The sequence below is a fragment of the Bacteroides faecis genome, assembly GCF_020091505.1.
Taxonomy (GTDB): Bacteria; Bacteroidota; Bacteroidia; order Bacteroidales; family Bacteroidaceae; genus Bacteroides; species Bacteroides faecis.
Map to the genome: position 1 here is coordinate 4,190,967 of NZ_CP081916.1, position 23,450 is coordinate 4,214,416.

The following is a 23,450-nucleotide window of genomic DNA, read 5'->3' on the forward strand; positions in this document are numbered from 1 at the left end:
AAAACACAGACTGATATTGTATAAAACAGGTTAATATATGCACTATGTTGTACGACTAATGTGCTTGTTGGTTTAAAAGGAACACCTCGTTGGTTTAAAACCAACGCTTGCTTCCTCAGTGAGGAAGCTATTTTTCCTTGATAAAAAAGAGATAAAAAGCCAATCTAAGGCTTATTTTCATCTAAGTCATCAGCATTACAGGGCATATAAAAAGTAGCATAATGATTGTCATTCAGTATTTCAATCATCCTCTGCTACCCAAACTATTTGTATCAGGATTCAATTCCTTCACAGCTTCTTTTACCGCTTTCTGAGTCGGTTTTCGATAAGCTTCCACTTGTTGAACCGGAACGATCTCATTGACCATTCTTTCATATCCTTTTTGTTCTAACAAAGGGATTTCCTTTTCATTCGTTTCTTTTTGCTTTTTTGTTTTCATATGGCTTTTTTATTTTTAGTTTTCTACTTTGAAAACAGAAAACAGCAAAGGATAGTTCATCCTATCTGATTTTATTTTCAGTTAATTCATACCAATAATCGCACAAATGCATATATTTGTTCATCTAATATAACCCTCATGTAAGTTATGAAAAAAAATAAATATGACGATGATCGTTTCTTCAGTCAATATGCTCAAATGTCCCGCTCTGTAGAAGGATTGAAAGGTGCCGGAGAATGGCATATATTACAGAAAATGTTACCGGATTTCATCGGCAAAAGAGTACTGGATCTAGGCTGTGGATTCGGCTGGCATTGCATCTATGCTATTGAGCATGGAGCAAAAAACGTGACCGGAATCGATATTCCCGAAAAAATGTTGGAAGAAGCGCAGAAAAGAAATTCTTCCTCATTCATTGAATATAAATGTATGGCTATTGAGGATTTCGATTTTCAACCGGAGACTTATGATATTGTAATTAGTTCATTGACATTCCACTATTTGGAATCTTTTATTAATATATGCCGCAAAGTGAGCAGTTGCCTTACTAAAGGAGGCTCTTTTGTCTTTTCAGTAGAGCATCCGATATTCACAGCCTATGGTAATCAGGATTGGTACTACGATCAAGAAGGAAAGCGTGCTCACTGGCCTGTAGACCGCTATTTCAATGAGGGTAAACGTACTGCCGTTTTTTTAGGCGAAGAAGTTGTCAAGTATCATAAGACCTTGACTACTTATATCAATAGCCTTCTTCAGACCGGATTTGAGATATGTGAATTAATAGAACCGGAACCGAGTAAGATTATGCTGGATACTATCCCGGAAATGAAAGATGAACTTCGACGTCCAATGATGCTTCTTATTTCTGCCAAGAAAAAAAGTTAACTTGCAAACTGATGAATTTCAGTCGATTGTAAATTAACCCATAAAAAACATTCATTTAGCTATTGATAATTAAAAAATACTCCCTATCTTTGCACCGCTTTTGAAAAGAACAACCCTTTAAAAGTAGCGGGGTGTAGCGCAGTCCGGTTAGCGCACCTGCTTTGGGAGCAGGGGGTCGTGGGTTCGAATCCCGCTACCCCGACTACAAAGAAAAGAGGGAGTTCGGTTAAAAGTTTTCGGGGTGTAGCGCAGTCCGGTTAGCGCACCTGCTTTGGGAGCAGGGGGTCGTGGGTTCGAATCCCGCTACCCCGACGAAAAATTCAAGTCAAGAAAAATTAAATGGTGTTGAGCTGATACAGTTTGTATCGGCTTTTTTCATTGGTACAAAATAGACTTAATTATACCCCATTTAGGGGCAAATAAAGGGGATAATTCTTTGAACTATCTTTGAACAGGTTTCTCTATTTGCACCTATTTAGTGGAAATTAAAGCGGTTTCCCATCAATTTACCCCGATTCAAGCTGTTTAATGCGATTTTAAACCTTTAAAAAACATTAAAACAGTATGGCAACATTTAAAGCGATCGTTTTCCAAACTGGAAGACATATAAAACAAGATGGAACATCCAATATAAAAATTAGAATCTATCATAATAGAGAATCCCAGTATATAGCCACCAGCTACTATATCCAACCCGGAAACATGGATGACTCCGGACGGATCCTGCCAAACGTTACAAACGGCGAAATGATAGAGTACGAAATAAATGCGTATATCCAAAAGATCAGGAGAGAGTATTTAAAGCTAGGACAAGAAAGAACTCAGTTTATGTCATGCAAGGATTTAAAAGAAGAAATAGAGAAATCCCTAGCTCCTGACGCCGAGTTTATAGACTTCGTAGAGTTCGCCCAAAACATAGTAATTCAGACGAAAAAGAAGAAAACAGCCGAATGGTATAGTTCTTCCATTGATACACTATGTTGGTACACAAAAAGAAAGAAGATAGATATTAAGCTAATCACCTCATTTCTTCTAAATAAGATGATCAAAGACTTATATCACTCCGGCCCCGCCGGCATTCCCTTAGAACCGGGCACAATAAGCCATTACCTTAGAGGACTCAGAGCATTGTATAACAAAGCTAAGCTCTATTACAACAATGAGGACTTTGATATTATAAGGATTCCAGGCGATCCGTTCAAAAAGGCTGAGATACCGGAGTACCGGAGGAAACGAAAGAATATAGACATCAACACTCTATTGAAGATTAGGGATTTCCAATCTGACAAGAAACGTACTAATATGGCACGTGATGTCTTTATGATGATGTTCTACATGATGGGAGTCAATATCAACGACCTATATAGTATTTCGTGCGAACGCCGCGGAAGACTGGAGTACATGCGATCTAAAACGAATACGGAGAAGAATCACGAACAGATACCGCTTTCCGTCAAGATCGAGCCGGAGCTTCGCATCCTGCTTGATAAATACACAGAGGGTTATTTCCTCTCCTACTTTCATACCAACTACTGTAGCTTGAATAATTTCATGCGAGCAATCAATAATGGACTGAAAGACATTTGTATGAACTTAGAACTAGACTTCAAGGTCACCACAAACTGGGCCCGCCACAGCTGGGCCAGCTTGGCAAGAAACAAGGCCGGAGTACCGAAGGCAGACATTGACTTCTGCCTCGGTCATGTAAATAACGACTATAAGATGGCCGATATCTACATTGATATAGATTATAGTATTTGTGATAAGGCAAATCGCGCTGTATTGGATTTATTGCAGAAAAAAGAAGAAAAAAAAGACTGAAACGTTTGCAAATACAAAAACTCTATATATATTTGCAAACAGAATGGTGTTGAGCTGGATAAAACAATGGTTTTGTCCGGCTTTTATTGCATATATATGCTTCAATAGCGCTTATTACTGAAACTCATCTCATTTTTACGTTATGCGCCGCAAAACAATGACGCATGGAAATTACAGTTTCAAAAACAGCTTTATTAGATAAGTTGAAATCAATCGGGCGAATCATACAGCCTAAAAACACATTACCAGCTTATGACAACTTTTTGTTTGTTGTTGATGAATATGGTCTTATTCTAGTGACAGCAGGGGAAGAAGGTGGGCGCATCTCTACAAACGTAGATGGCGCTGCCGACTTCATCAATTATTCTTTCATGGCTAACGCCAAAACATTACTCGACGGATTAAAAGAAATCCCCGAACAACCATTGACTATATCCATCCTTGAAAAGGAATTGATTGTCAAGTACGCTAATGGCAGGTTTTCAATACCACTTGAAAAAGGCGATCAATACCCATCCATGAACACGGATGATACTGCCAGCCCATTTCTCGTTTCTGGCAATGACTTATTATACGGAATAAGACAAGTCTTGATCTGTAGTGCCAATGATGAACTCCGTCCAGTACTGAATGGTGTCTATTTTGATATCGGTTTAGATTCAATGTCATTTGTCGCAACAGATGGTACCCGTCTAGCAATGATTGAAAATCCATCCGCTTATACGCGCAAGGAACGGGCGGCCTTTATCCTGCCAAGCAAGTTTGCTAAAATCCTTTCTAATATTGTTCCGGAAGATTGCATGGAAGTAGAAATATCGGTAAATCAGACTAATATTTTATTTGAGTTTGATTCATACCGGTTAGTCTGCCGTATGATTGAAGGCCGGTACCCTAACTATCGTGCCGTTATCCCTCAAAACCAGCCCAATCGTGCAGTATTAAAGAAAGCCGATATAGTTTCAGCTCTAAAGCGTGTATCTGTCTTCTGTGACAGCAACTCATCTCTGGTGGTACTCAAATTCGATCCCAACTCTCTTAAAATAGCAGCTCATGATTTAGACTTTTCTAAATCTGCAGAAGAAACGATCAGCCTGCAGTCAGGCTGTGATATTGAAATAGGTTTCAAGAGCAGTTTTTTGATAGAGATGGTAAACAGCATTCCTTCGGAAGATATTGCTATCACCATGAGCGATCCGTCGAAAGCCTCAATCTTTACCCGCTGCGATGAAGAAGTTCGTAGTCTTACTTATTTACTAATGCCTTTATCAATCAACTATTAATATGAAAAAACAAAATTCATTCAAACAGACCATTCAATCTTACTTGGATAAGCGGGCAAAGTCTGATGAACTGTTTGCTGTAGCCTATAGAAAGAAGAATAAGAGCATTGATGAGTGTCTTGCCTATATTATGGGCGAGGCTCTCAAAGAAAGTAGTACGATAAGTTCTGGAGTAAAAGGATGCGGGATGGATAATGACATAGTATTCGGAATGGCGGTCCATTACTACGATGAAGATGATATCAAAGTTAATAAGCAAACCAATTATAAGGTATCAGCTGTGAGTGTGAAAAAAGAAGCAGCTACAGAACTTCTGGAAACTAAAAAGCCTGCTTCCTCCCCTAATAAGCGTAAAGGGAAGAAAACAGAAATACCATTAGGGCAATTTTTATTATTTGAAGACCTATGAAACCGAAAACAGAGTTACAAAAGCAGATAGTCAAACTCAGCGGAAAACTCCCCGCATTGACTGAAAAACAAAGAAGATGGGGAATTATGAATGCGATGGACCATGTAGGACTGCGCCTAAAAAAAGGTCTGATAACCTGCACCCACTGTGGGAAAATCTTCTATGACCTCATGAAGTTGGAAGATGGAGAAATGGATATCTGTCCGAATTGTGGCACCCATCTGAAGATTGAGACCACCACCCGTAAATCATGCCGGGATAATGAATACTTTAATATCATCACCACCTGTCATGGCTTTCAGGTCTTTAGGTATTTCTATATCAGAAAAGAGTTCCATTCCGGAAAGGAGGCATCGTATTGTATAAGAGAAGTTGTCCAGAACTGGATGTCTGCCGATGGGAAATTCAAAACAATGGCCCTGCTTGCAAACATGCACTCGTATTATCGCGATGCATGGTGTCTTGGCACTGACCTTGAAATAAGAGCGAACGACAAAGAGGCTTATCACATCGGCTGTGATGCTTGTTATCCTGTACGCCGTTATCTGTCGGCATGGAAAAAATACGGATTCAAAGGAAAGGTGCATAGTATATACGCTCTTGACTTCTTCCGTTTGATCAGCACGGACAGTACTGCTGAAACCCTCCTGAAAGCCGGACAGTATGAATTGCTTAGGATGTTTTGCGCAGGCAAGGATTATGAGATAAAAAGAACATGGCCTACAATCAAAATCTGTATGCGTAACAACTATGTGGTAAAGGATACCTCCATGTGGTTTGACTACCTTGATCTCCTGGGAGATGAAGGCAAGGATCTCCGTAACGCTCACTATGTTTGTCCTGATAATCTGAATTCCGCTCATGACTTTTATATGGAAAGGAAACGCAGAAAAGAAGAAAAGGAACGTCGTCAGCGTGATATGAAACAAATGGAGGCACTGAAAAAATACGAGAAGGAGTATGAGAAGCTCAAATCGAGATTCTTTGATCTAAATATTTCTGATGGTAACATCATCATAGTCCCTTTAAAAAGTCTCGATGAGTTTAGACAGGAAGGTCAAATCATGCATCACTGCGTATTCACGAACAACTATTTCAGAAAAAAAGACTCTTTAATCCTCTCTGCCCGCATCGGTGAAAAACATATTGAAACCATCGAGGTGGATCTGAGTAAGTTTCAGGTAATCCAATCACGTGGTATATGCAACAAGGATACCGAGTATCATGGACGAATTATTGATCTCGTAAAAAAGAATATGAACTTAATACGTCAAAAGCTGACGGCATAAAAAAGATCTAAATATGGCAAGACCATTAAAACAGGGACTGGATTATTTTCCTTTAGATACAGATTTCTTATCTGATAGGAAAGTACGCAAGATAATAAATGCTTGTGGCCCAAATTCCGTCACTATACTAATTTGCCTGCTATGTAATATCTACAAGGATAAAGGGTATTACATCGTGTGGGACAAAGAAATGCCTTTTGATATTGCTGATATAGTCGGGGTATCCGAGGGCGCTGTAAGTGAAGTCGTGAAGAAGGCCCTACAAGTGGAATTATTCGATAACACCCTGTATAGAAAGTTCCATATTTTATCTTCCCGTGGTATTCAAAATAGATTTAAAAGCTGCACTTCAAAAAGGAAAGATGTTGAAATTATCCCTGATTTTTGGATTAATGACGTCAATAACTCGATTAATGACGTCAATAACTCAATAAATGTAGGTGATAATGAACAAAGTAAAGTAAATAAAAGAAAATCTTCTCCCCCACATATACGCGTGGGAGAACTGTTTCCGACTGATAGTTTTTTCGACAAGTCTTTGGACGATTGCTATACCGAACTTAAATCGAACCGATCGTGGGCGGAGACAGTAACGATGAATACTCGTTCTTCCGGAAACCCTGATTTCACATTAGAGGATTTTCACGAGTGTCTGAAGCTGTTTTTCATGGAGCAACAGAACAAAGGCGAAACATCAAAATCTCCTAAAGATGCGATGTCCCATTTTGCCAGTTGGTTGAAAATTGAACTTAAAAACAAGAAAGATGAACGGAGAATTAATAAAAGCAGGGATACAGGCGGTGCTAAGCCCATTGCAGATAGTCCAGGAGACAGCAGTGATCCGAAAGGAGTTAACTCCGATACAGCAAGCCTTACAAGCTGGATCGACGGCCTCTCAATTGGTCGCTGAATGGAGTGGAACAATCGCACAGTTGAACTGTAATGTCTCATTGTGTGACGTAGCCAATGCCGGGAATATCCCTACTCTGGCCGACGTAAACAGGAGTTTTAGCAATTCAACATCGGTAGAGATTATCACGCAGCATTTGAAGTCAGTACTCAGCTATGCCGGTGTTGAGTTAACCGATGCCCAGCTAGCGGAAACAGCTCTGTCGATATTGTCCAGCTACTGGTATCTGAACCTGGCCGAGTTATGTATCTTCTTCTCTCAGCTAAAAAACGGCAGCCGTGGGCAGTTCGTTTGGGGATCGAAGATAAACAATCAAGCGATCATGGTGGCGCTTGCCGATTTCTGCAAAGACAGGCGTCGTGAAATCGAACGTAAGGAAAGCGCAAAGATACGTCAAGACACGGAGAATGGATATTCACGATCTGAGATGCTGAGTAAGGATATCGTTCTAGGTACGAAAGGCATTCGAAATACTAGAGAAGAAGCTATGCAGAGTTTCGAGGCCTTCTTAAAGTTCTTTCCATATCTACCAGACAGATACCCCCCGGAAGTACTTTGGAGAGCATGGAGAGGCGACAATGAAGCCCTGCAAACGATTTACGGTGATAAGATTCCCGCTAAAGAAGTCGCAGAGAAAGATATCGGGATGTATTTATGCAACTACAATATTGCTAAGAGTAAAGAAAATGAAAAAATATGAGATATTGGCTGTTATCACCATTGCAGCCATAGTTTTTTATACTGTATGTTATTACGTACTGTATTGGTACATAGACAAGTATATATATGAAAATTAAAGTATTGACAGTAAAACAACCCTGGGCGTCGTTAATAGTCCATGGTATAAAAGATATTGAGAACCGGACATGGAGAACGAATTTCCGTGGACGGGTGCTAATACATTCCAGTGGTTCATATGGAAAGAAATTCAAAGTGAATTTGACTGATGAACAAGCAAAGGAAGCATTTACTACAATTGCTAAAGAGTGTATGTTTGGTTGTTTACCATTTGGTTCTATCATCGGTAGTGTAGAGATAGTAGACTGCGTACTGAATCATCCATCTGTATGGGCAGAGAAAGGCGTTTATCACTGGGTACTCGCTAATCCTATTCTCTTTGAGAAACCCATCGTGGACGTGAAAGGTAAGTTAGGATTATGGAATTATGAGTGGGAGGAAACGATATGCTTATAGATTGCGGTAAATGTTCATCAAAGATAGGCTGTGTACATCTTGCCAGTCGAGATTTCTCTAATTGTTGGCAATACAGAGAAGTTATAAAAGAGAAAAAGGAAAAGATTGCTATCGAAGCAATGAAAGCTATGTTATCTAATCCTTCATTAGTTATAGGGAAAAAGAATGATACACCAAGTTCAATAGCAAGAATTTCAGTAATGATTGCCGATGAAATGATGAATCTATTGAAATAATGCTAGAAAATAAAAGCGGCCGGCGTACCACCGCCGACCACTCTCATAAGCACAAAGCTTATAGCTATTAGGAACAGCAAATATATAAAATCTTTGTGCTTATGGCAAGTAAAGCAGTAAATAATTACATAACAAAACGTTACGAACGCTGGCTTGATTACTCTTTGTATCATTGTGGGCTTGCCGGCATTCCTGATGAAGCGACAGATGTCTTGAATGAGGTTATTTGTTCGCTCCTTCAAAAGAAAAACAGGTTGCTGGACAAACTACTTGAAACAAAAAAAAATGGCTATACAGAGCTTGATTTCTTTGTTTTGAAGATGATAAAGCTAAACGCATCCTCTCCTACTTCACAGTATAGGAGTAGATACAAGCCCCTGCCTGTGGATGGTAATGTAGATTATTCAAGGCTGGATATTGAAGATATCCCGGATGAATCAGAAGATAGAAATACTGAAATACTAAATAAACTGCATTTAGTAAGAGATACATTTGAAAGCCTTGATTTAGGTCCAGTAGCAGCTCGTGTTTTTGAGTTTCATTTCTTCCAAGACGGTAATTTTTCCGACTGGGAAGGTCCGGAAACATTGAAACAACTATATGAAATTTATAACGGAGTGCAGGAACTTATTAGAAAGAAAATTAATGGAAGTTCATTGTTCTAATTTGCAATATTATTACTTTTGGTAAAAAAATAACAAAGACATGGCTACAGAAGAAAATATGATTCCAATAGAACCTTATCTTAAGGACTTTAAACAATATCTTGATGCTAATTCAAGATGTATATTATCAGCAAAATTCGGCGATGGGAAAAGCTACTTCATTAATAGCTTTATAAAAGAATATTCAGATGAATATCTGTTCATTCCAATATATCCTGTAAATTATCAGGTAATGGACAATAAAGATATCTTTGAACTAATAAAAAGAGATATATTGATTAGGCTACTATCGAATAAAGATATCAACATTAATGAAATAGAGTTAAGTAATGCATCGTTAATTTATTCTTATTTTATGAATAAATCAGAAGACGCAATTTTAGATGTTATAGACTTGATACCCAAAATCAACGTTTACGGAGTGGATATAAGTATAAGTAGTGTTATCAAAAAAATAAAAAACATAAAAGACAAGTTTGATAAATATAAAGAACAATTTAAGTCAGTTGATAAGACATCAGAATTATATATCACCAAATTTGATTCACTGAAAGGATCAATATATGAATTTGATAGTATTTCTCAATTGATACACGATATAATATGCGAATATAGAAAGCTAAATCCTACTAAAAAAGTTGTTTTGATTATAGAAGATCTTGACAGAATAGATCCTGCTCATATTTTTAGAATACTCAATGTTTTCTCTGCTCATTTCGATAGATATGGGGTTGATAAAACATGCGGTGATAACAAATTCTGCTTAGATAAAATAGTCACTGTCTGCGATATTAATAATATCAAGAAGATATATGCCCATGTTTATGGAGATAATACTGATTTTACAGGTTATATAAGCAAATTCTCAAACAGTAAAGAATATATCTATTCTTTAAAGGACAAATTGAAATGGTATATCACTAATATTCTATTGGATAAGGATTTAGAAAAATACCCCCAAATTAGTGACATACTATCAGATATCATTATTTCATCAATGGATGATGGAAAAACTGTAGAAAGCAATTTACGTATAATAAAGGAACGTACAGTTAAAGCTAATTATTTAATAAGAACCCAAAATATAAAATTAAATCAAAGATTTGCAGGAAAATATATAACATCCAGTTCAGACTTTACAAAGTTGTTAGCTTTATTGAAAGCATTTGGATTTAGCTTCACTGATGTTGATATAGAACCTGCTTTTGATGAGTTTGTGAAGATAATAGGTAAGTACTGGACTTTAGCTCCTATGTTTGATAAGAAAATTATTTTTGAAGTTCAAAAAAACAAGATAGAAGTTGCGTATTATAGAGAAATAGCAAGAGGTATTGGAGATTTTCAACGGTATACTTCTATTTATAATTGTTTTGATGGTGATCAAATTATAGACTTTGACATATCAGGTTGGGATGCAGAAGCACTAGCTTCATCATTAATCTTTGGTCAGATTAATAATATAGTTGATTATCTTAATAGAAAAATTATTATCTAAAAATAAGACTGAGAAGTGTAATAAGAGAAAATATAGCAGGAGAATCTATATTTTAGAATAAAACCTGCTATGGATAATGAAAATATTAAATATGACCCTCACAATTATCGTATTCATGGGGAAGAAAACAAACGATTAATCAACAAGAGTTTGGTTGAATGTGGTGCCGGTCGATCAATTGTGGTCGACCGGGATGATGTAATCATATCCGGTAATGGTGTATATGAGCAAGCGCAATCTCTTGGATTAAAAGTCCGCATTATCGAATCAGACGGGAATGAGCTGATTGCAATTAAACGTGTAGATTTAGCTACTGATGACGAAAAAAGAAAGCTTCTCTCTTTTGCGGACAATCGTACATCTGATACATCATCATTTGATTTCTCATTACTTGTAGAAGACTTTGAAGTAAATCTGCCTGATTGGGGATTACTTAGTGATGAAATTGATTCATTGACAGAAGATGTTGATTCTAAAATACCAGAAGATCTGACTGCTCCTCGCCGTAAAGATCCTCCATATATAAAAATTGCATTCACTGACATGAAGCAGGCCGAATTATTTGAAAAAGAAATGAAGCCATTGATAGAGAAATTTGATGGGGCAAGTTATGTCTTTGGAGGTGGGGAATTATGAGACTAGAAAAAGCATCATATCAAGCTTCAAAATATGCATGTTTACATTTTCATTATGCACATGCTGTTCCTCAGGCAAGACTCGGGTACTCCGTTTTCAATTCTGAAGGAGAATGGTGTGGTGTAATCCTTTTCTCGAACGGTGCAAATCAGTTCATAGCCTCCAGTTTCAGCATGGTGCAGGGACAGGTGATGGAACTTGTCAGGGTTGCTCTTAACGGGAAGCAGGAATGTACCTCTCAAGCATTGGCCATGGCACTGAAGCTACTAAAGATAGATGCTCCTGCTGTTAGACTTGTTGTCAGTTATGCGGATCGTAACCAAGGACACATCGGAACAATCTATCAAGCGACAAATTGGTATTACTTAGGAGAGTTTGCATCAGAGCGTGGAATCATGTTGAATGGCAAATTGACACACAGGCGTTCAATCAACTCAAAATATGGCACTTCAACCATTGATTGGTTACGTGAGCATGTAGATCCAAAAGCTGAAGTAATCAAAGGAGAAACAAAGATAAAATATGTATTTCCTCTTGATAAAAGATGTATGAAAACGATTAAATCAATGTCTAAACCATATCCAAAGAAAATATCTGTAACTAATGACACAAGCGAAAGATGAATCTGAAAAGAAAAAAAGAGGACGCAAATCAGCATATCAAAAAGAATATGCCAATCAAGCGTTAAAGCTTTGTCTGCTTGGCGCAACAGATAAAGAGCTTGCCGATTTTTTCTCTGTTTCTGAGCAGACCTTGAACAAATGGAAAAAAGACTATCCCGAATTTCTTGAGTCCCTAAAAAAAGGGAAAAATATCGCGGATGCCAATGTGGCATACCGTCTTTATAACCGTGCGATTGGCTATAATTGTAAAGCAACAAAGTTTGCTGCGACAGAGGGAAAAATAACTGATTCAAAAGAATACATTGAGCACTATCCTCCTGATACAACGGCTGCAATATTTTGGTTGAAGAACCGGCAGCCGGAGAAATGGCGTGACAAGAAAGAAGTTGATGCAAATGTGAATCTTGGTGATGAACTGGAAGGATTGAGTGACGAACAGTTACAGGCTATTATTGATGGTAAAGAAGAAAAGTAAAAGAGAAATATTGATTCGTAAGGCGAAAGCTGCTACCATACTCCGCAAACGAATAGCAAAGAAAGACTTTTGGGCATTCTGTTTGTACTATGATCCGAAGTTTTTCTCTAAACGTCTGTTCCTAAAAAAGGTCGCGGAAGCGTTCATGCGTGTGTACAGCTCGTATTCTGCGGGTATAATCTACCGTCTTGCTGTCAGCATGCCACCACGTGCTGGAAAGTCATATATATCTTCTCTTTTCATCGCTTGGATGTATGGACACTTTCCCGAAGAATCTGTAATGCGTAACTGTTGTTCTGACACGTTATACAACAAGCTCTCTTATGATACCCGCGATATTGTCAAATCAAAACGTTATCGTGAGATATTTACTGAGATTCACCTAAAAGGAGATAAACAGAATGTCAAAGGCTGGAATGTAGAAGGCGCTCGACAGGTGTCTTATTTCGGTGGTGGTGTTGGTGGTACTGTCATTGGTTTCGGTGCATCTATGCTCGCCATGACGGACGACTTATACAAGAGCTTGGAAGATGCTCTATCTGATAATAACAATGAAAAGGTTTGGTCTTGGAAGCAAGGTACACACGACTCCCGTATTGAAGGAAGCTGCTGCATGATTGATATTGGTACTCGCTGGTCCTCTAGCGATGTCCTTGGACGTTTAGAAGAAGCCGGCAAGTATAATGAAATCATCCGTATCGCTGCACTAGATGAAAACGATGAAACGTTCTGCGCTGACGTACATACAACAGAGTATTATCGGGAACTACGTTCTGAAACGGATGAAAGTATCTGGATGGCCGAGTATATGCAGGAACCGTTCGAAGCCAAAGGTTTGCTATTCCCTAAATCCTCTCTCATGCGCTTCAAGAGTGCTGATATTGTAGGAAAGAAACCTGATGGTGTACTTGGTGCTTGTGATACAGCTGATAAGGGCGATGATGATTTCTGTGCACCATTTGCAAAGGTATTCGGACCGAAATACTTCATCACGAATGTTCTTTTCACAAAGGATCCTGTTGAAGTTACAGAACCGCGCCTGGCACAGATGGTTATTGATACAGAGTGCGATCAGCTACGCATTGAATCAAACAATGGCGGGCGTATATTTGCTATCAATGTACGCAAACTTGTTACAGCTAAAAAGAAATCGTGTGTTATACAAGCCCGGCCAACAACCCAGCACAAGGAAACACGTATTATCATGAAGGCTGGCTGGATAAAGAAGCATTGTGTATTCTTAGACGAATCAGAATACACTAAAGGATCAGACTACGGCCGTTTCATGAAAGCGCTTACCAGTTACAAGCGTGAAGGTGATAACGCTCATGACGACGCACCGGACGGAATGACAATACTTGCAGAGTTCGCAGAATCGCTTGGTCTAAAATTAAAAAAAACATCGACTCGTAAGGTAGGACGTGGATAAATCCTGTTTGCCATATATTTTAAGAGAAAAGTATATGGCATCAATTAGTGAAATTTTAGTTCAAGACGACTTTGGAAGGATTGTAAGTGATCTTTGCGTGGACACCATAGAAAATCGTGAGCCACGGGAATATTTAGAAGAGTATAATGGTAAGCGTAACCGTCGCACTACATCCGTTGGTTTCCGTGAACCTAAGACAGTAGCTGTCTATTCTGAAACAGAAGAAGAATTGAATACCCAAACGGGTAAAATGGAGCCTAAACGATTAGAGGATAAAACTGTTCCTGTTGCCAAAATAGTGACCAATATCCCAAAGAAGATTGTTCGCACAGCAGCAGCTTTTTTATTTGGCGGAGATATGACCATCACAGCAGATAATACAGATGATGCAAGCTTGGAGGATTTCAAAAAGATATTTGTCCGCAAACTCAAAATGAAGTCAGTACTTATGAGCTTTGCCCGTAAGGTGTTGTCAGAAACAAAAGCCGCTATTGTATTTTACCCTGTAAACAAAGTTGTAAATGGGAAAAAAGTCCCGGAACTGAAAGCCAAGATACTCTCTTTGCCAAAGGATGATAACGTTACTTATGAGTTCTATCCACATTTTGACGATGATGATGATATGGATGCTTTCATTCATAAGTTCACAACCAAGATTGACTACTCTACCTACGAGTGTGTCAAAATATACACCTCAGACAAAGTTATCACAGCTATAAATAAGGGGGGCCAGTGGGAAATCAAGTCAGATAATAACCTATTCGGCAAAATCCCTGTAGTATATGCAGAGGTAGACCAACCGGACTGGGAAGATGTCGCTTTACTCATGGACCATTATGAAATGCGGATCTCTAGAATGTCAGATACTAACGACTACTTCGGCGACCCAATGCTAAAATCTTTCGGTTTGTCGAATCTCCCATCAAAAGATACAGTAGGGAAAGAATTAAACTTTTCTATGGAAGTTGACCCTGATACCGGCACTGCGTATCATGGTGATGCTGAATACCTATCATGGCAACAGTCCATAGATTCACAAAAGGAAGAGATTAGTAATGAACGCCACGAAATATTCTCTGGTGCATCATGTCCTGATTTGTCGTTTGACAATCTTATTGGCATAGGTGACCTATCAGGCGTCTCCCGTGAGTTTATGACCATTGATGCAAAAATTAAGGCTACGGAACAAATGGAAATCTTCGGACCGGTAGTACAACGATGTGTGGCTATTGTACAAGCAGGCATGGCGAATATATCACATATCAAAAATTCCAATGCTATAATGAATAATTATTTTGAGGTGTCTTTCGGCTCTATTCTCCCGAAGAATTTAGCAGAAGACTTACAGAATCTATCAACAGCCGGAGGTGGGAAACCAATCAATAGCCAGGAAACACTTACCGCACGTTCTCCTTATACTCAGAATGTAAAAGAGGAAATTGAGAAAATGAAACAGGAAGAACAAGCAGCTTCAGTCAATAACAATCCGCTAGGACCGATATATCAATGAAAGGACTAACATTCTACGACAAGCAGCATATACAAAAGATATTGGCTCAGCAAAGCGAAGTGGCCAATATCTTTAATCGATTTATTCTGTCTATTACCCCATTTCTCCAACAATGGGCAAATCGTAGTAGCGATAATGTATGGTTACGTAATCAAGTTGTCGAAAAATGTGTGGATCGGGAGTTGGATAAGTTACAGTCTCTTCTTCTCACGAATCTTACAGCCTTCAACATAGACGCATGGAAGCGCTCTGAAATGAAGAATGAGGATTTTATATCAGAATACATCAAAGGCATGGCTATTGATTCTGTAAGGAAGCAAGGAATGTTTGCTACAAACAAAGACGCACTCTCTCAACTTAGGAAAGGGGTTGATGTACGCGGCAATAATCTGTCTCCAATGGTGTGGAATCTTGCGGATCAGACAAAAACACAACTCGAGTATTATTTACAGACAGGTCTATCTGTTGGTAGAAGTTCTTCACGGATAAGTCAAGATCTTAGGCAAATCCTAAATGAGCCGGACAAACGATTTCGCCGGGTAAAGGATAAAGAAGGGAAACTTGTTATGTCCCAACCTATGAAGAACTATCACCCAGGACAAGGTATATATCGTAGTTCAAAGATGAACGCATTACGTCTTACAGCTACATCTACCAATATGTCTTATCGTACCGCTGACTATGAACGTTGGAGTAAACAGGATTTTATATTAGGTATTGAGATACATCGCTCGGCCAATAATCGCGGACCATGCAAGATATGTGATGCAATGGTAGGTAAATATCCGAAAACGTTCAAGTTTATAGGTTTTCATCCTTTCTGTATCTGTTTTGCTACTCCGATCACGATGGAACCGGACAACTTTGCTGATTTCCTGCTAAACGATACAGTTCCGCAAGAACAGGTTATAACAGATATTCCCAAAACAGCAAAGGATTTTGTTGACGAGAATAAAAATGGGGTGCAATCCGCTTTTTGGTATAAGGATAACTTTAGCAAAGAAGGAGATTTGCAAAGAGAGAGAACTCCCCAGCCTACTACACCCGAAGTCATAAAAGTATCAAGAACAAAGCGCATCAAGACCGATGCTGAGAAAAATGATATTCAAAAAAGATGGGACGACCGGTTTGTAAGAAACTTCAATCAGAGTAAGATTGAGCAAAAAATCGGCATAAAGAGAGGTGAAGATATGACCTTCGAAGAAGCAAATGAACTGAGAGGAAACATCGGTTATGGAGAAGGAAGAGAATTCAGTGTAAACTGTCAGTCATGCGTAGTTGCTAATGAATTGAGAAGACGTGGATATGATGTAACAGCACTACCTAACCTTAAAAAAGAAGGGAACATTCCTTATGAACTCTCTGGAAAAACTAACTGGGCCTGGATTGATCCGGAAACAATGCAGACACCTGAGAAGAAACAGGCAGGTGGACAATATGTATCAGGACTTGATATTAAAAGCAAGACTCTCACTCAATTGAATAAAGAATTGAACGAGTTAACCAAAGAAGCCGGCAGGTATCACATTGACTTTATGTGGAAAGACGGAAAAGGTGGACATATTATTACTGTTGATAGGTTAGAAAACGGTTCAATCCGTATTTATGATCCACAAATCGGTCGTTTGGGCGATTGGAAAGTTATATCCAAAGATATAAGTCTTAAGTATGGAGTAAATGTATTGCGTGTAGACAATCTATTGGTAAACACAGATATTATCGATAGAATAGTGAGAAAGTTATAAGAATGAACTTGTATAGTCTTTGGGCATAGGAGCCATTCCCATTATATCCGGCGATTGTGTATATGGTGCAAGATGTGCAGCATCATCTTTCACAAGAATAAATTGAGGATATCCAATGCAGCATTCCTTGTCTTCTTTCCGGGATGCTGTATATACCAAGTAGCCTTTCCACTCTCCATAATAGGAAACCTGATCGAACCCATTCTGTAGAGCGAGGATCTTAGCTTTCTCCTTATATTCTTTCTTCTTATCCATATTGCAAATATACTCATTGATTCTGGAATAAAATATAAGGGAAGGAAAAAGTTACTCCCCTTATATTTTAATAGAAAATCGTTATGACAATCATTGATGCTATTAAGAAGGGCTTGAAAGCCGCAGGTGTAAACGAAAAGTACGCCTCTAAGGTTCAGAAACTTTTCAAAATCGAAAAAGAAGAAGATATTGCTACTTATGTTGCCTTATTCAAAGACAATATTCTTCCTGATCTTGAAGATACATCCGCAGTAGAAAAAGCGAAAAAGGACGCTATCGCTGAATATGAGAAGAATAATGGTCTGAAGGACGGTAAGCCAATCAAACCAGTTAAAAAGACCAAGAAAACGACAGAATCAGAAGAGAATGAAGAAAATGAAGAAGAAGATCTCGAAGGTGTTCCCGCCTCTTTGATGAAACTATTCAAGGCTCAACAAAAACAAATATCAGAGTTAGCCAATAGCGTTACCACCTTAACTGGGAATATTACAACATCCAGCAAACAGGCTTCAGCTAAGGTTCTCTTTGATAACGCAAAATTACCAGAAAAGTGGTTCAAGCGTATCGACGTAAATTCTGAAATATCTGTCGAAGATCAGATTAAGGAATTGGCAGAAGAGTATGCTGAAATTCGCCAGTCCGCTGTGACAGATGAAATCGAAAATGGTAACTACACCCCACAATCACAGGTAAAAGACCGTAGTGAAAAAGAGTGGCTGGATATCATGAATAAAGAAGAAGCTGGTGAATCCAGTGGTGTCGCTAGTCTTGGTATTGAGTAATAACTAAATTTTATTGTATCATGTATTTAAAAAAAGAAAAAGAATTTCAGTACCATCCCGCCATCATTAAGATGTTGGAGGATGTTGTCGGCGGTGGCACTATTGCCCGTGCTGATTTGAGAAAGGCCCTGTTTGACGGACAGCCATTAGATGAGTTGCCACCTTACTGCATCGCAGGACGCGATGAAAACGGTGGTTGGCATATCATCAAGACAGCAAAAGTGCTGGAGGCTGTAGAAACAGCAGGAAAAATCATCAAGGTAGCTAAAAATCATCTGTTTGCAATTGGTGATTTCGTGACTGTCGGTGGAAAATTTGATGGAGCATCCGATAAAATTACCGCTATCGACAAGAGTAATGCTGCTTATGACTCTATTACGCTGGCGGCTGCCATTGGTGCGATGGCCAAAGATATGGTATTGGTCGCTGTAAAATCAAAAGCTGATGCAGGTTCTGCCGAGGCTACAGTAGAAACATCCGAGGTGGTGATTACGATGGCTAAAGTTGATCTGACTGTTGCTAATCAATCTTGCGGATTGATGGTAAGAGGTACTATTGAGGAACGAAATATGCCATTCCCTCTTGATGCTGATTTGAAGAAGCTTATGCCTCTCATTCGTTTTGTATAATCTATTAATTCATAAATCATTATGGAAAGAAGCTTAATCAAGCAAATTAACAAGAAAAACATGGCGGCACGTCTCAACTCCCGTCATGTGAAGCCGATGTATTACCCGAATTTCTTTGGTGTGAAGAGAGTTACTTCATTGAAGTGGGAAACATTGGTTGGTGAAAAAGGCGCTCCGGTTATTGCTGACGTTATTTCTTTCGATGCATCTGCACCGGAGAAAACGCGTGAAGTGATCGGCAAAATGTCTGGTGATATTCCTAAGACCGCTATTAAGCGCTCGATGACTGAAAGTGAATATCAAGAATACAAGCAGTTACAACGCGATGCCCAGGGCGATTCTGATCAATTGGAACTATTAAATCTTGGTTTCAAAGATACCGATTTTGTGCATAATGGTGTCCGTGGACGTATGGAATGGGCTAGTATGCAATACATGTCACGTGGCGGAACCAACTTGACATCCTCTAATAACAACGGCATCGTAACTACGGAATTTGTCGGCGTGGGTATGCCTGCTGCCAACAAAAAAGTATCCTCCGTAGATTGGGCTACCGCTTCTACTGCTGATGGTCTTCAAGATATTGAAAATGTACTGGCCGATGCAGCCAAGGAAGGTGTGTCTCTTCGCTATATTATTATGCTTACTACTGAGTTCTCTTTGCTGAAAAAGCAGAAAGCAACTATTGATAAGATTAAAGGCTGGATCAATCAAACGTCCAAGGTCGTTATCACAAAAAAAGTGATTAATGAATATCTTGCAGAACAAGAAAACCCATGTCAGATTATCACAATCAATCCGGCGCTCCGTATCGAAGATAAGAACCACAAACGTACTACTATCTGTCCGTGGGTTCGCAAACGTATTTGTTTCTTAGAGGATTTGCGTGTAGGTGATATCCAACACGGACCAATTGCAGCAGAAGATTCTGAGAGTCTGAGAAAGAAAGCATTGATGGTAAAGAAAGATTTTGTTCTGATTACCAAATGGTCAACCGAAGAACCATTTAAAGAATGGACCAAAGGAGAAGCAAACGCATGGCCGGTAGTTAATGATCCGGAAGCGATGTACATTCTGAAAGCTGACGGTAAAGCATGGGCAGCCGATGAAGCTACAGAAGGAACAGACAATATCCCCGCTAAATTCTTGGGTCAGGAAGTTGAGAAAGAAAACTTAGAAGCAGAAGACGAAGAGTAAACAGTTATGGCAACAATCAGAGAAACAATACTAGAATATCCATCTATTGAGGATATGGAAGGCTTCTTGGATAAGGTAGTCTTCATTAAGCGGGGTATCACCCCCGAAGCAGAATGTACTACTGAAAGCATGAAGCTGGTCGGTCTTTGTGTCGCTGATATGTATGCCATGATGGTAAACTCACCGGATTTCAGTGAAAACAAGCTTTCTATCACTCATCCCCGTTCTTTCTATATTCAGACTGCAAAGCAGCTGTATATAGAAAACGGGGAGCCGGAGAAGGCGGCTAAACTTGGCAAGCGAATCATTATCAAAGGAAGGGCAGGTAGCAGATGGTAAAACGATACCCACATACAGCGATAGTCACTATGTCTGCTAAAGGGCAGGTTGTTGACGGTGAATTGGTTCCGGGAATACCAGTTGAAATATCTGTCTCCGGACGTTATGACCCAGTAAGCGATGGAAGAATCGTTCTCAAACGTAATTCGGCTGGTGATGAAGCGCAAGTACATGGCTATTTCTATACCAAAATGCAGCCACCGGCCGGTAGTAAGTTTTTGCGTTTGAAAGTCGAATCAAAGGGTATTGATGTACCTGTTATCTGTTGGGAACTTTATCAATCACATTCAATTATCAACGTATGAGAAACGGTATGACTCCCCTATTCACTTATGATGAATTGGAAAAATGGTTTGATCGCTTTCAAAGTAAAGCAGAAGATAAGATGCTTGTATTCCTGCAGGCAGGAGGTGAAAAGTTTATCGAAGTAGCCCGCCGGAGTGGTTCATATAAAGACCAAACGGGCAATCTTCGAAGCTCTATTGGATATATAATAGCCAAAGACGGAGAAGTGGTTACAGAAAACTTTAAGGAAGGTGACAAAGGGACTGATAAGACAACCGGTAAGTACAAAGGTCGCAGGCTTGCAGAAGAAGTCTCACTATCATATACTGGCGGTTATGTGTTGGTTGGTGTTGCAGGAATGGAGTATGCGGCAGCCGTGGAAGCTAAAGGGTATGAGGTTGTTTCAGGAGCTAATACACAATGTGAGAAGTATCTAAGAGATACATTGAAGTCAATTTTTAGCAAGATTTGATTATGGATGAATTCGACGCTGTAGATATAGTTTATGATGCTGTGGCCGCTGCGGGCACCGATGTTATGATTTACAAGGATAAGTCGGAAGCCGGCTTTACTAATGAACACATCGTTATCAATCATCTGCAATTGAATGAGCTCGACTTCATCAATAAAGTGCCTGTTAATATCAACATCTTTGTTCCTTGGAGTGATGAAAATGGTATGTTAAAACGTCAACGAATGAAAGAATTAAAGCGTAAAGTTAGGAAATCGCTTGATTCAATCAATAGCAATGACGGTACATGTAAAGAAGTAACAGTCCTCTGGAACGTTCCAATGCCGGACCTGAAAGAAGGCTTTGCTTGTACAAATATCAGATTAGAAATTTTAATAGATCAATAATTATGTCAGGAGAAGTTAGACCTATCGCTATGGGCGTAGGTGGAATTAAATTTGGAACAGTCGGTGACGGCGTTCCCGGTGCAGATCTCAAAGATTATCCCCTTCCGACCAAAGGAAGTGTTGCATTTAACTTTGCAGATCCAAAGGAAGTGAAGATTGAAGTAGAAGGTAGTGAAGAACCTTTTTATGTTGAACTGGTGAAAGATACGACAGATTATGTCGAGTTCTCCATCCCTACTCCATCAAATGAGGTTCTTAAAGAACTAGCAGGCGGTGAAGTGGATACAACAGGAGGAAAAAATATCTGGAAAAAGCCTCTTAGTACTCCTTCTATCTCTAAAACGTTCCAGTGTGAAACATTACCTAAAGACGGTAAGAAGGTCGTTTATACCATCGTAAATGGCAAGATCGCCTCAAAGATTTCACAGGCTCCCGGATCAGAGCAAGCAGAGTTGTTGCTTGTTCGTGTATATATGCAAGCTGCTGTTACTGCAGACGGTAAGAGACAGACTGCTTTCATGCGCGAAGTAGTTACTATTGCCGGAGGCGGAGAAGCCCCAGCGAATGCTGCGAATGTCGAAGGCGGAGAAGCTGCTCCAAGTGGTGCGAAAAAATAAATAACGGTTCTGTATAGCTCAGTTGGTTAGAGCGCTACATTGATTATGTAGAGACCGGCGGTTCGATTCCGCCTACAGGAACAAACTATTGAAGGATGGAGCTGAAAGTATTGAAGGTTAGTTGCAAATAACCGGAAGTATTGCCCGGAAGTACAACGGGCTAGGCTCCTTGATGAAATTATGAGTATAAAGAATTTATTTCAGCAAGAGTCTGAATCCGTTACGGATCAGGCTGTCAAAATTCCATTCGAATTTACTAACCGGGATTCTATTCCTAAAGGAAAGGACCCCGGCAATTGCATAGTTATAAAGCCTGTCACCGTTCGGACATGGTTTCGGATACGCCCTTTCCTTCTTGAAGTCGAGAAAGAAGATCTTGATAAGATGATTGTGAAGGACGGAGAACTCAATGCAGACTTTCCGGAACTGATGAATAAATACGGAGGATTGCTTTTTGACATCGTCTGCCTCGGGATTCACAATAAGCCTAGTGATCCTCCGGAATGGTTCAAGAACGCTCTCGCAGACAATACGACATGGGAGGATATACGGATCCTGTTTAATGCAATTATATATCGCATAGGGTATCACCCTTTTTGCACCTCTATCACGATGCTTCGGAACGTGAGCCCGCTACGAGAGACGGAGATAATAGCCGCTCAGAAGAATTTGCAAAGTTGGAAGGATGCAACCAAAGCAGATTCCTAGTGATTGTAAAAGAAGCTCTAGGATTAACGTTTAACCAGACGTTGGATAGTAGCTATGGATTGATAGAGACATTACTGCAGGAGTACTCATTTGTAATGAGAGAGCGTAATAAGATTACTGATGAAGACGGTAAAGTTGAAGGTAGAGATTATGAATGGGTAGAACTACCCTCTTTTGATGATCCTAGTAAGACGATCAGGATAAAGAAGTATAACGATATAGCCGGTAAGGTCAAGGGTTAAGGTAATTTGCTGTTGTGTTTATATATTAGGTTAACTGTTTTTTTATTAAATTGGTTTAGAGTATTGTGGTCCCTTGTATCTGTGAAGATATAGGGGATTTTTTAATATCCCCTTTTTATCTCAGCATCTACGCTATCCATCATCTTTGTTATTTCGACATTATCCCTTTCCAAATTTTGGATAACACGGGATTGGTAAGTGATCATCCCTTCAATTCTTCCTTTTTTGAGTCCGAGGCTTAGGCCTCTTTGAAAAGCTTCCTGTAGTTCTTTCTTCCGGAGAACGCTATTCACTCCGTTTTTTCGTTCATTTTCCTTGGTCATGGTGTAATGAATGTTTGGTTTATATATTATAAGAAAAGGCTATCTTTCCCCTTTTATTCCGACCAAGGAACATAATCTTTACACAACATGTTGGGACTATGTAGCAAAGGGAATTGATAGCCTATCTTTTGATTTGCAGGCTTATCAACTCCCCAACATGTTAATATAAAAATT

General features: G+C 39.3%; 30 protein-coding genes and 3 tRNA genes. 30 read left to right on the forward strand and 3 right to left on the reverse strand.

Features of this window, described 5'->3' with window-relative positions:
* Nucleotides 1-244 precede the first annotated feature (244 nt).
* Nucleotides 245-439, reverse strand: a complete 195-nt coding sequence (locus K6V30_RS16340; protein WP_010538050.1) for a hypothetical protein — start codon at nucleotides 437-439, stop codon at nucleotides 245-247.
* A gap of 147 nt (nucleotides 440-586) precedes the next feature.
* Here K6V30_RS16340 and K6V30_RS16345 point away from each other — a divergent pair, with 147 nt between their 5' ends.
* The 19 genes from K6V30_RS16345 (at nucleotide 587) to K6V30_RS16435 (ending at nucleotide 17,041) form a co-directional block, all read left to right on the forward strand.
* Entirely contained in the window at nucleotides 587-1,324 is a 738-nt protein-coding gene (locus tag K6V30_RS16345) for a class I SAM-dependent methyltransferase (protein ID WP_055268872.1), read from the forward strand.
* Between the two features lie 127 nt (nucleotides 1,325-1,451).
* Nucleotides 1,452-1,526, forward strand: a tRNA-Pro gene (locus K6V30_RS16350).
* A 35-nt stretch (nucleotides 1,527-1,561) separates the two neighbouring features.
* Nucleotides 1,562-1,636 (forward strand) — tRNA-Pro (locus tag K6V30_RS16355).
* Between the two features lie 252 nt (nucleotides 1,637-1,888).
* Nucleotides 1,889-3,145, forward strand: coding sequence for a phage integrase SAM-like domain-containing protein (locus tag K6V30_RS16360; RefSeq protein WP_055228812.1), 1,257 nt, complete (start codon nucleotides 1,889-1,891; stop codon nucleotides 3,143-3,145).
* Between the two features lie 164 nt (nucleotides 3,146-3,309).
* Complete coding sequence (gene dnaN, locus K6V30_RS16365; RefSeq protein WP_055268871.1) at nucleotides 3,310-4,425, forward strand: DNA polymerase III subunit beta; 1,116 nt, start codon at nucleotides 3,310-3,312, stop codon at nucleotides 4,423-4,425.
* 1 nt (nucleotide 4,426) lies between these two features.
* Nucleotides 4,427-4,834: a PcfK-like family protein gene (locus tag K6V30_RS16370; protein WP_055268870.1), complete on the forward strand. Its 408-nt coding sequence runs from the start codon at nucleotides 4,427-4,429 to the stop codon at nucleotides 4,832-4,834.
* Nucleotides 4,831-6,123, forward strand: a complete 1,293-nt coding sequence (locus K6V30_RS16375; RefSeq protein ID WP_055268869.1) for a PcfJ domain-containing protein — start codon at nucleotides 4,831-4,833, stop codon at nucleotides 6,121-6,123. The genes K6V30_RS16370 and K6V30_RS16375 overlap by 4 nt, the downstream gene beginning before the upstream one ends.
* 13 nt (nucleotides 6,124-6,136) lie before the next feature.
* On the forward strand, nucleotides 6,137-7,033 hold the full coding sequence (locus K6V30_RS16380; RefSeq protein WP_081030751.1) for a DUF4373 domain-containing protein: 897 nt from the start codon (nucleotides 6,137-6,139) through the stop codon (nucleotides 7,031-7,033).
* Nucleotides 7,034-7,055: 22 nt separating this feature from the next.
* Nucleotides 7,056-7,733 carry a hypothetical protein gene (locus tag K6V30_RS16385; protein WP_224207168.1) on the forward strand — a complete coding sequence of 226 codons (678 nt, stop codon included), beginning with the start codon at nucleotides 7,056-7,058 and terminating at the stop codon, nucleotides 7,731-7,733.
* Between the two features lie 86 nt (nucleotides 7,734-7,819).
* Entirely contained in the window at nucleotides 7,820-8,227 is a 408-nt protein-coding gene (locus K6V30_RS16390) for an ASCH domain-containing protein (RefSeq protein WP_070101298.1), read from the forward strand.
* Nucleotides 8,203-8,463 carry a hypothetical protein gene (locus K6V30_RS16395; protein ID WP_155520375.1) on the forward strand — a complete coding sequence of 87 codons (261 nt, stop codon included), beginning with the start codon at nucleotides 8,203-8,205 and terminating at the stop codon, nucleotides 8,461-8,463. Before K6V30_RS16390 ends, K6V30_RS16395 begins: the two co-directional genes overlap by 25 nt.
* Before the next feature lie 101 nt (nucleotides 8,464-8,564).
* Complete coding sequence (locus tag K6V30_RS16400) at nucleotides 8,565-9,128, forward strand: hypothetical protein (protein WP_055268866.1); 564 nt, start codon at nucleotides 8,565-8,567, stop codon at nucleotides 9,126-9,128.
* A gap of 40 nt (nucleotides 9,129-9,168) precedes the next feature.
* Entirely contained in the window at nucleotides 9,169-10,623 is a 1,455-nt protein-coding gene (locus K6V30_RS16405; RefSeq protein WP_055268865.1) for a P-loop NTPase fold protein, read from the forward strand.
* Nucleotides 10,624-10,692: 69 nt separating this feature from the next.
* Nucleotides 10,693-11,259 carry a ParB N-terminal domain-containing protein gene (locus K6V30_RS16410; RefSeq protein WP_070101297.1) on the forward strand — a complete coding sequence of 189 codons (567 nt, stop codon included), beginning with the start codon at nucleotides 10,693-10,695 and terminating at the stop codon, nucleotides 11,257-11,259.
* Complete coding sequence (locus K6V30_RS16415) at nucleotides 11,256-11,882, forward strand: Mom family adenine methylcarbamoylation protein (protein WP_055268864.1); 627 nt, start codon at nucleotides 11,256-11,258, stop codon at nucleotides 11,880-11,882. The genes K6V30_RS16410 and K6V30_RS16415 overlap by 4 nt, the downstream gene beginning before the upstream one ends.
* Nucleotides 11,863-12,357, forward strand: a complete 495-nt coding sequence (locus K6V30_RS16420) for a helix-turn-helix domain-containing protein (protein ID WP_055268863.1) — start codon at nucleotides 11,863-11,865, stop codon at nucleotides 12,355-12,357. Before K6V30_RS16415 ends, K6V30_RS16420 begins: the two co-directional genes overlap by 20 nt.
* Entirely contained in the window at nucleotides 12,338-13,786 is a 1,449-nt protein-coding gene (gene terL / locus K6V30_RS16425) for a phage terminase large subunit (RefSeq protein WP_055268862.1), read from the forward strand. Before K6V30_RS16420 ends, terL begins: the two co-directional genes overlap by 20 nt.
* Before the next feature lie 34 nt (nucleotides 13,787-13,820).
* Nucleotides 13,821-15,296: a phage portal protein gene (locus K6V30_RS16430; RefSeq protein ID WP_055268861.1), complete on the forward strand. Its 1,476-nt coding sequence runs from the start codon at nucleotides 13,821-13,823 to the stop codon at nucleotides 15,294-15,296.
* Nucleotides 15,293-17,041, forward strand: coding sequence for a toxin glutamine deamidase domain-containing protein (locus tag K6V30_RS16435; protein ID WP_022302150.1), 1,749 nt, complete (start codon nucleotides 15,293-15,295; stop codon nucleotides 17,039-17,041). The genes K6V30_RS16430 and K6V30_RS16435 overlap by 4 nt, the downstream gene beginning before the upstream one ends.
* On the opposite strand, the gene K6V30_RS16440 is transcribed toward K6V30_RS16435, so the two are convergent.
* Entirely contained in the window at nucleotides 17,036-17,296 is a 261-nt protein-coding gene (locus K6V30_RS16440; protein ID WP_022302151.1) for a hypothetical protein, read from the reverse strand. The two genes, K6V30_RS16435 and K6V30_RS16440, sit on opposite strands and share 6 nt — an antisense overlap.
* A gap of 83 nt (nucleotides 17,297-17,379) precedes the next feature.
* On the opposite strand from K6V30_RS16440, the gene K6V30_RS16445 reads away from it, so the two are divergent.
* The 11 genes from K6V30_RS16445 (at nucleotide 17,380) to K6V30_RS16495 (ending at nucleotide 22,953) form a co-directional block, all read left to right on the forward strand.
* Nucleotides 17,380-18,078: a hypothetical protein gene (locus K6V30_RS16445; RefSeq protein WP_022302152.1), complete on the forward strand. Its 699-nt coding sequence runs from the start codon at nucleotides 17,380-17,382 to the stop codon at nucleotides 18,076-18,078.
* Nucleotides 18,079-18,098: 20 nt separating this feature from the next.
* Entirely contained in the window at nucleotides 18,099-18,707 is a 609-nt protein-coding gene (locus K6V30_RS16450) for a hypothetical protein (RefSeq protein ID WP_022302153.1), read from the forward strand.
* Between the two features lie 21 nt (nucleotides 18,708-18,728).
* Nucleotides 18,729-19,904: a major capsid protein gene (locus K6V30_RS16455; protein ID WP_022302154.1), complete on the forward strand. Its 1,176-nt coding sequence runs from the start codon at nucleotides 18,729-18,731 to the stop codon at nucleotides 19,902-19,904.
* Nucleotides 19,905-19,910: 6 nt separating this feature from the next.
* On the forward strand, nucleotides 19,911-20,243 hold the full coding sequence (locus K6V30_RS16460; RefSeq protein WP_022302155.1) for a hypothetical protein: 333 nt from the start codon (nucleotides 19,911-19,913) through the stop codon (nucleotides 20,241-20,243).
* Nucleotides 20,237-20,548, forward strand: coding sequence for a hypothetical protein (locus K6V30_RS16465; RefSeq protein ID WP_055228798.1), 312 nt, complete (start codon nucleotides 20,237-20,239; stop codon nucleotides 20,546-20,548). Before K6V30_RS16460 ends, K6V30_RS16465 begins: the two co-directional genes overlap by 7 nt.
* Nucleotides 20,545-21,000, forward strand: coding sequence for an HK97 gp10 family phage protein (locus K6V30_RS16470; RefSeq protein ID WP_022302157.1), 456 nt, complete (start codon nucleotides 20,545-20,547; stop codon nucleotides 20,998-21,000). The genes K6V30_RS16465 and K6V30_RS16470 overlap by 4 nt, the downstream gene beginning before the upstream one ends.
* A 2-nt stretch (nucleotides 21,001-21,002) precedes the next feature.
* Nucleotides 21,003-21,386 (forward strand): hypothetical protein, encoded by a 384-nt coding sequence (locus tag K6V30_RS16475; protein ID WP_055268860.1) that lies wholly within the window; start codon nucleotides 21,003-21,005, stop codon nucleotides 21,384-21,386.
* Nucleotides 21,387-21,388: 2 nt separating this feature from the next.
* Complete coding sequence (locus K6V30_RS16480) at nucleotides 21,389-22,003, forward strand: hypothetical protein (RefSeq protein WP_055268859.1); 615 nt, start codon at nucleotides 21,389-21,391, stop codon at nucleotides 22,001-22,003.
* Nucleotides 22,004-22,010: 7 nt separating this feature from the next.
* Nucleotides 22,011-22,084, forward strand: a tRNA-Ile gene (locus K6V30_RS16485).
* 99 nt (nucleotides 22,085-22,183) lie between these two features.
* The gene (locus tag K6V30_RS16490) at nucleotides 22,184-22,711 is read left to right on the forward strand and encodes a hypothetical protein (protein WP_055228795.1); all 528 of its coding nucleotides are present in this window, start codon (nucleotides 22,184-22,186) and stop codon (nucleotides 22,709-22,711) included.
* A complete protein-coding gene (locus tag K6V30_RS16495) occupies nucleotides 22,711-22,953 on the forward strand; it encodes a hypothetical protein (RefSeq protein WP_224207169.1) in 243 nt (80 codons plus the stop codon). The genes K6V30_RS16490 and K6V30_RS16495 overlap by 1 nt, the downstream gene beginning before the upstream one ends.
* A 101-nt stretch (nucleotides 22,954-23,054) precedes the next feature.
* Here the strand turns inward: K6V30_RS16495 and K6V30_RS16500 are convergent, their stop codons facing one another.
* Nucleotides 23,055-23,276, reverse strand: a complete 222-nt coding sequence (locus tag K6V30_RS16500) for a hypothetical protein (RefSeq protein WP_055268858.1) — start codon at nucleotides 23,274-23,276, stop codon at nucleotides 23,055-23,057.
* Nucleotides 23,277-23,450: the final 174 nt, after the last annotated feature.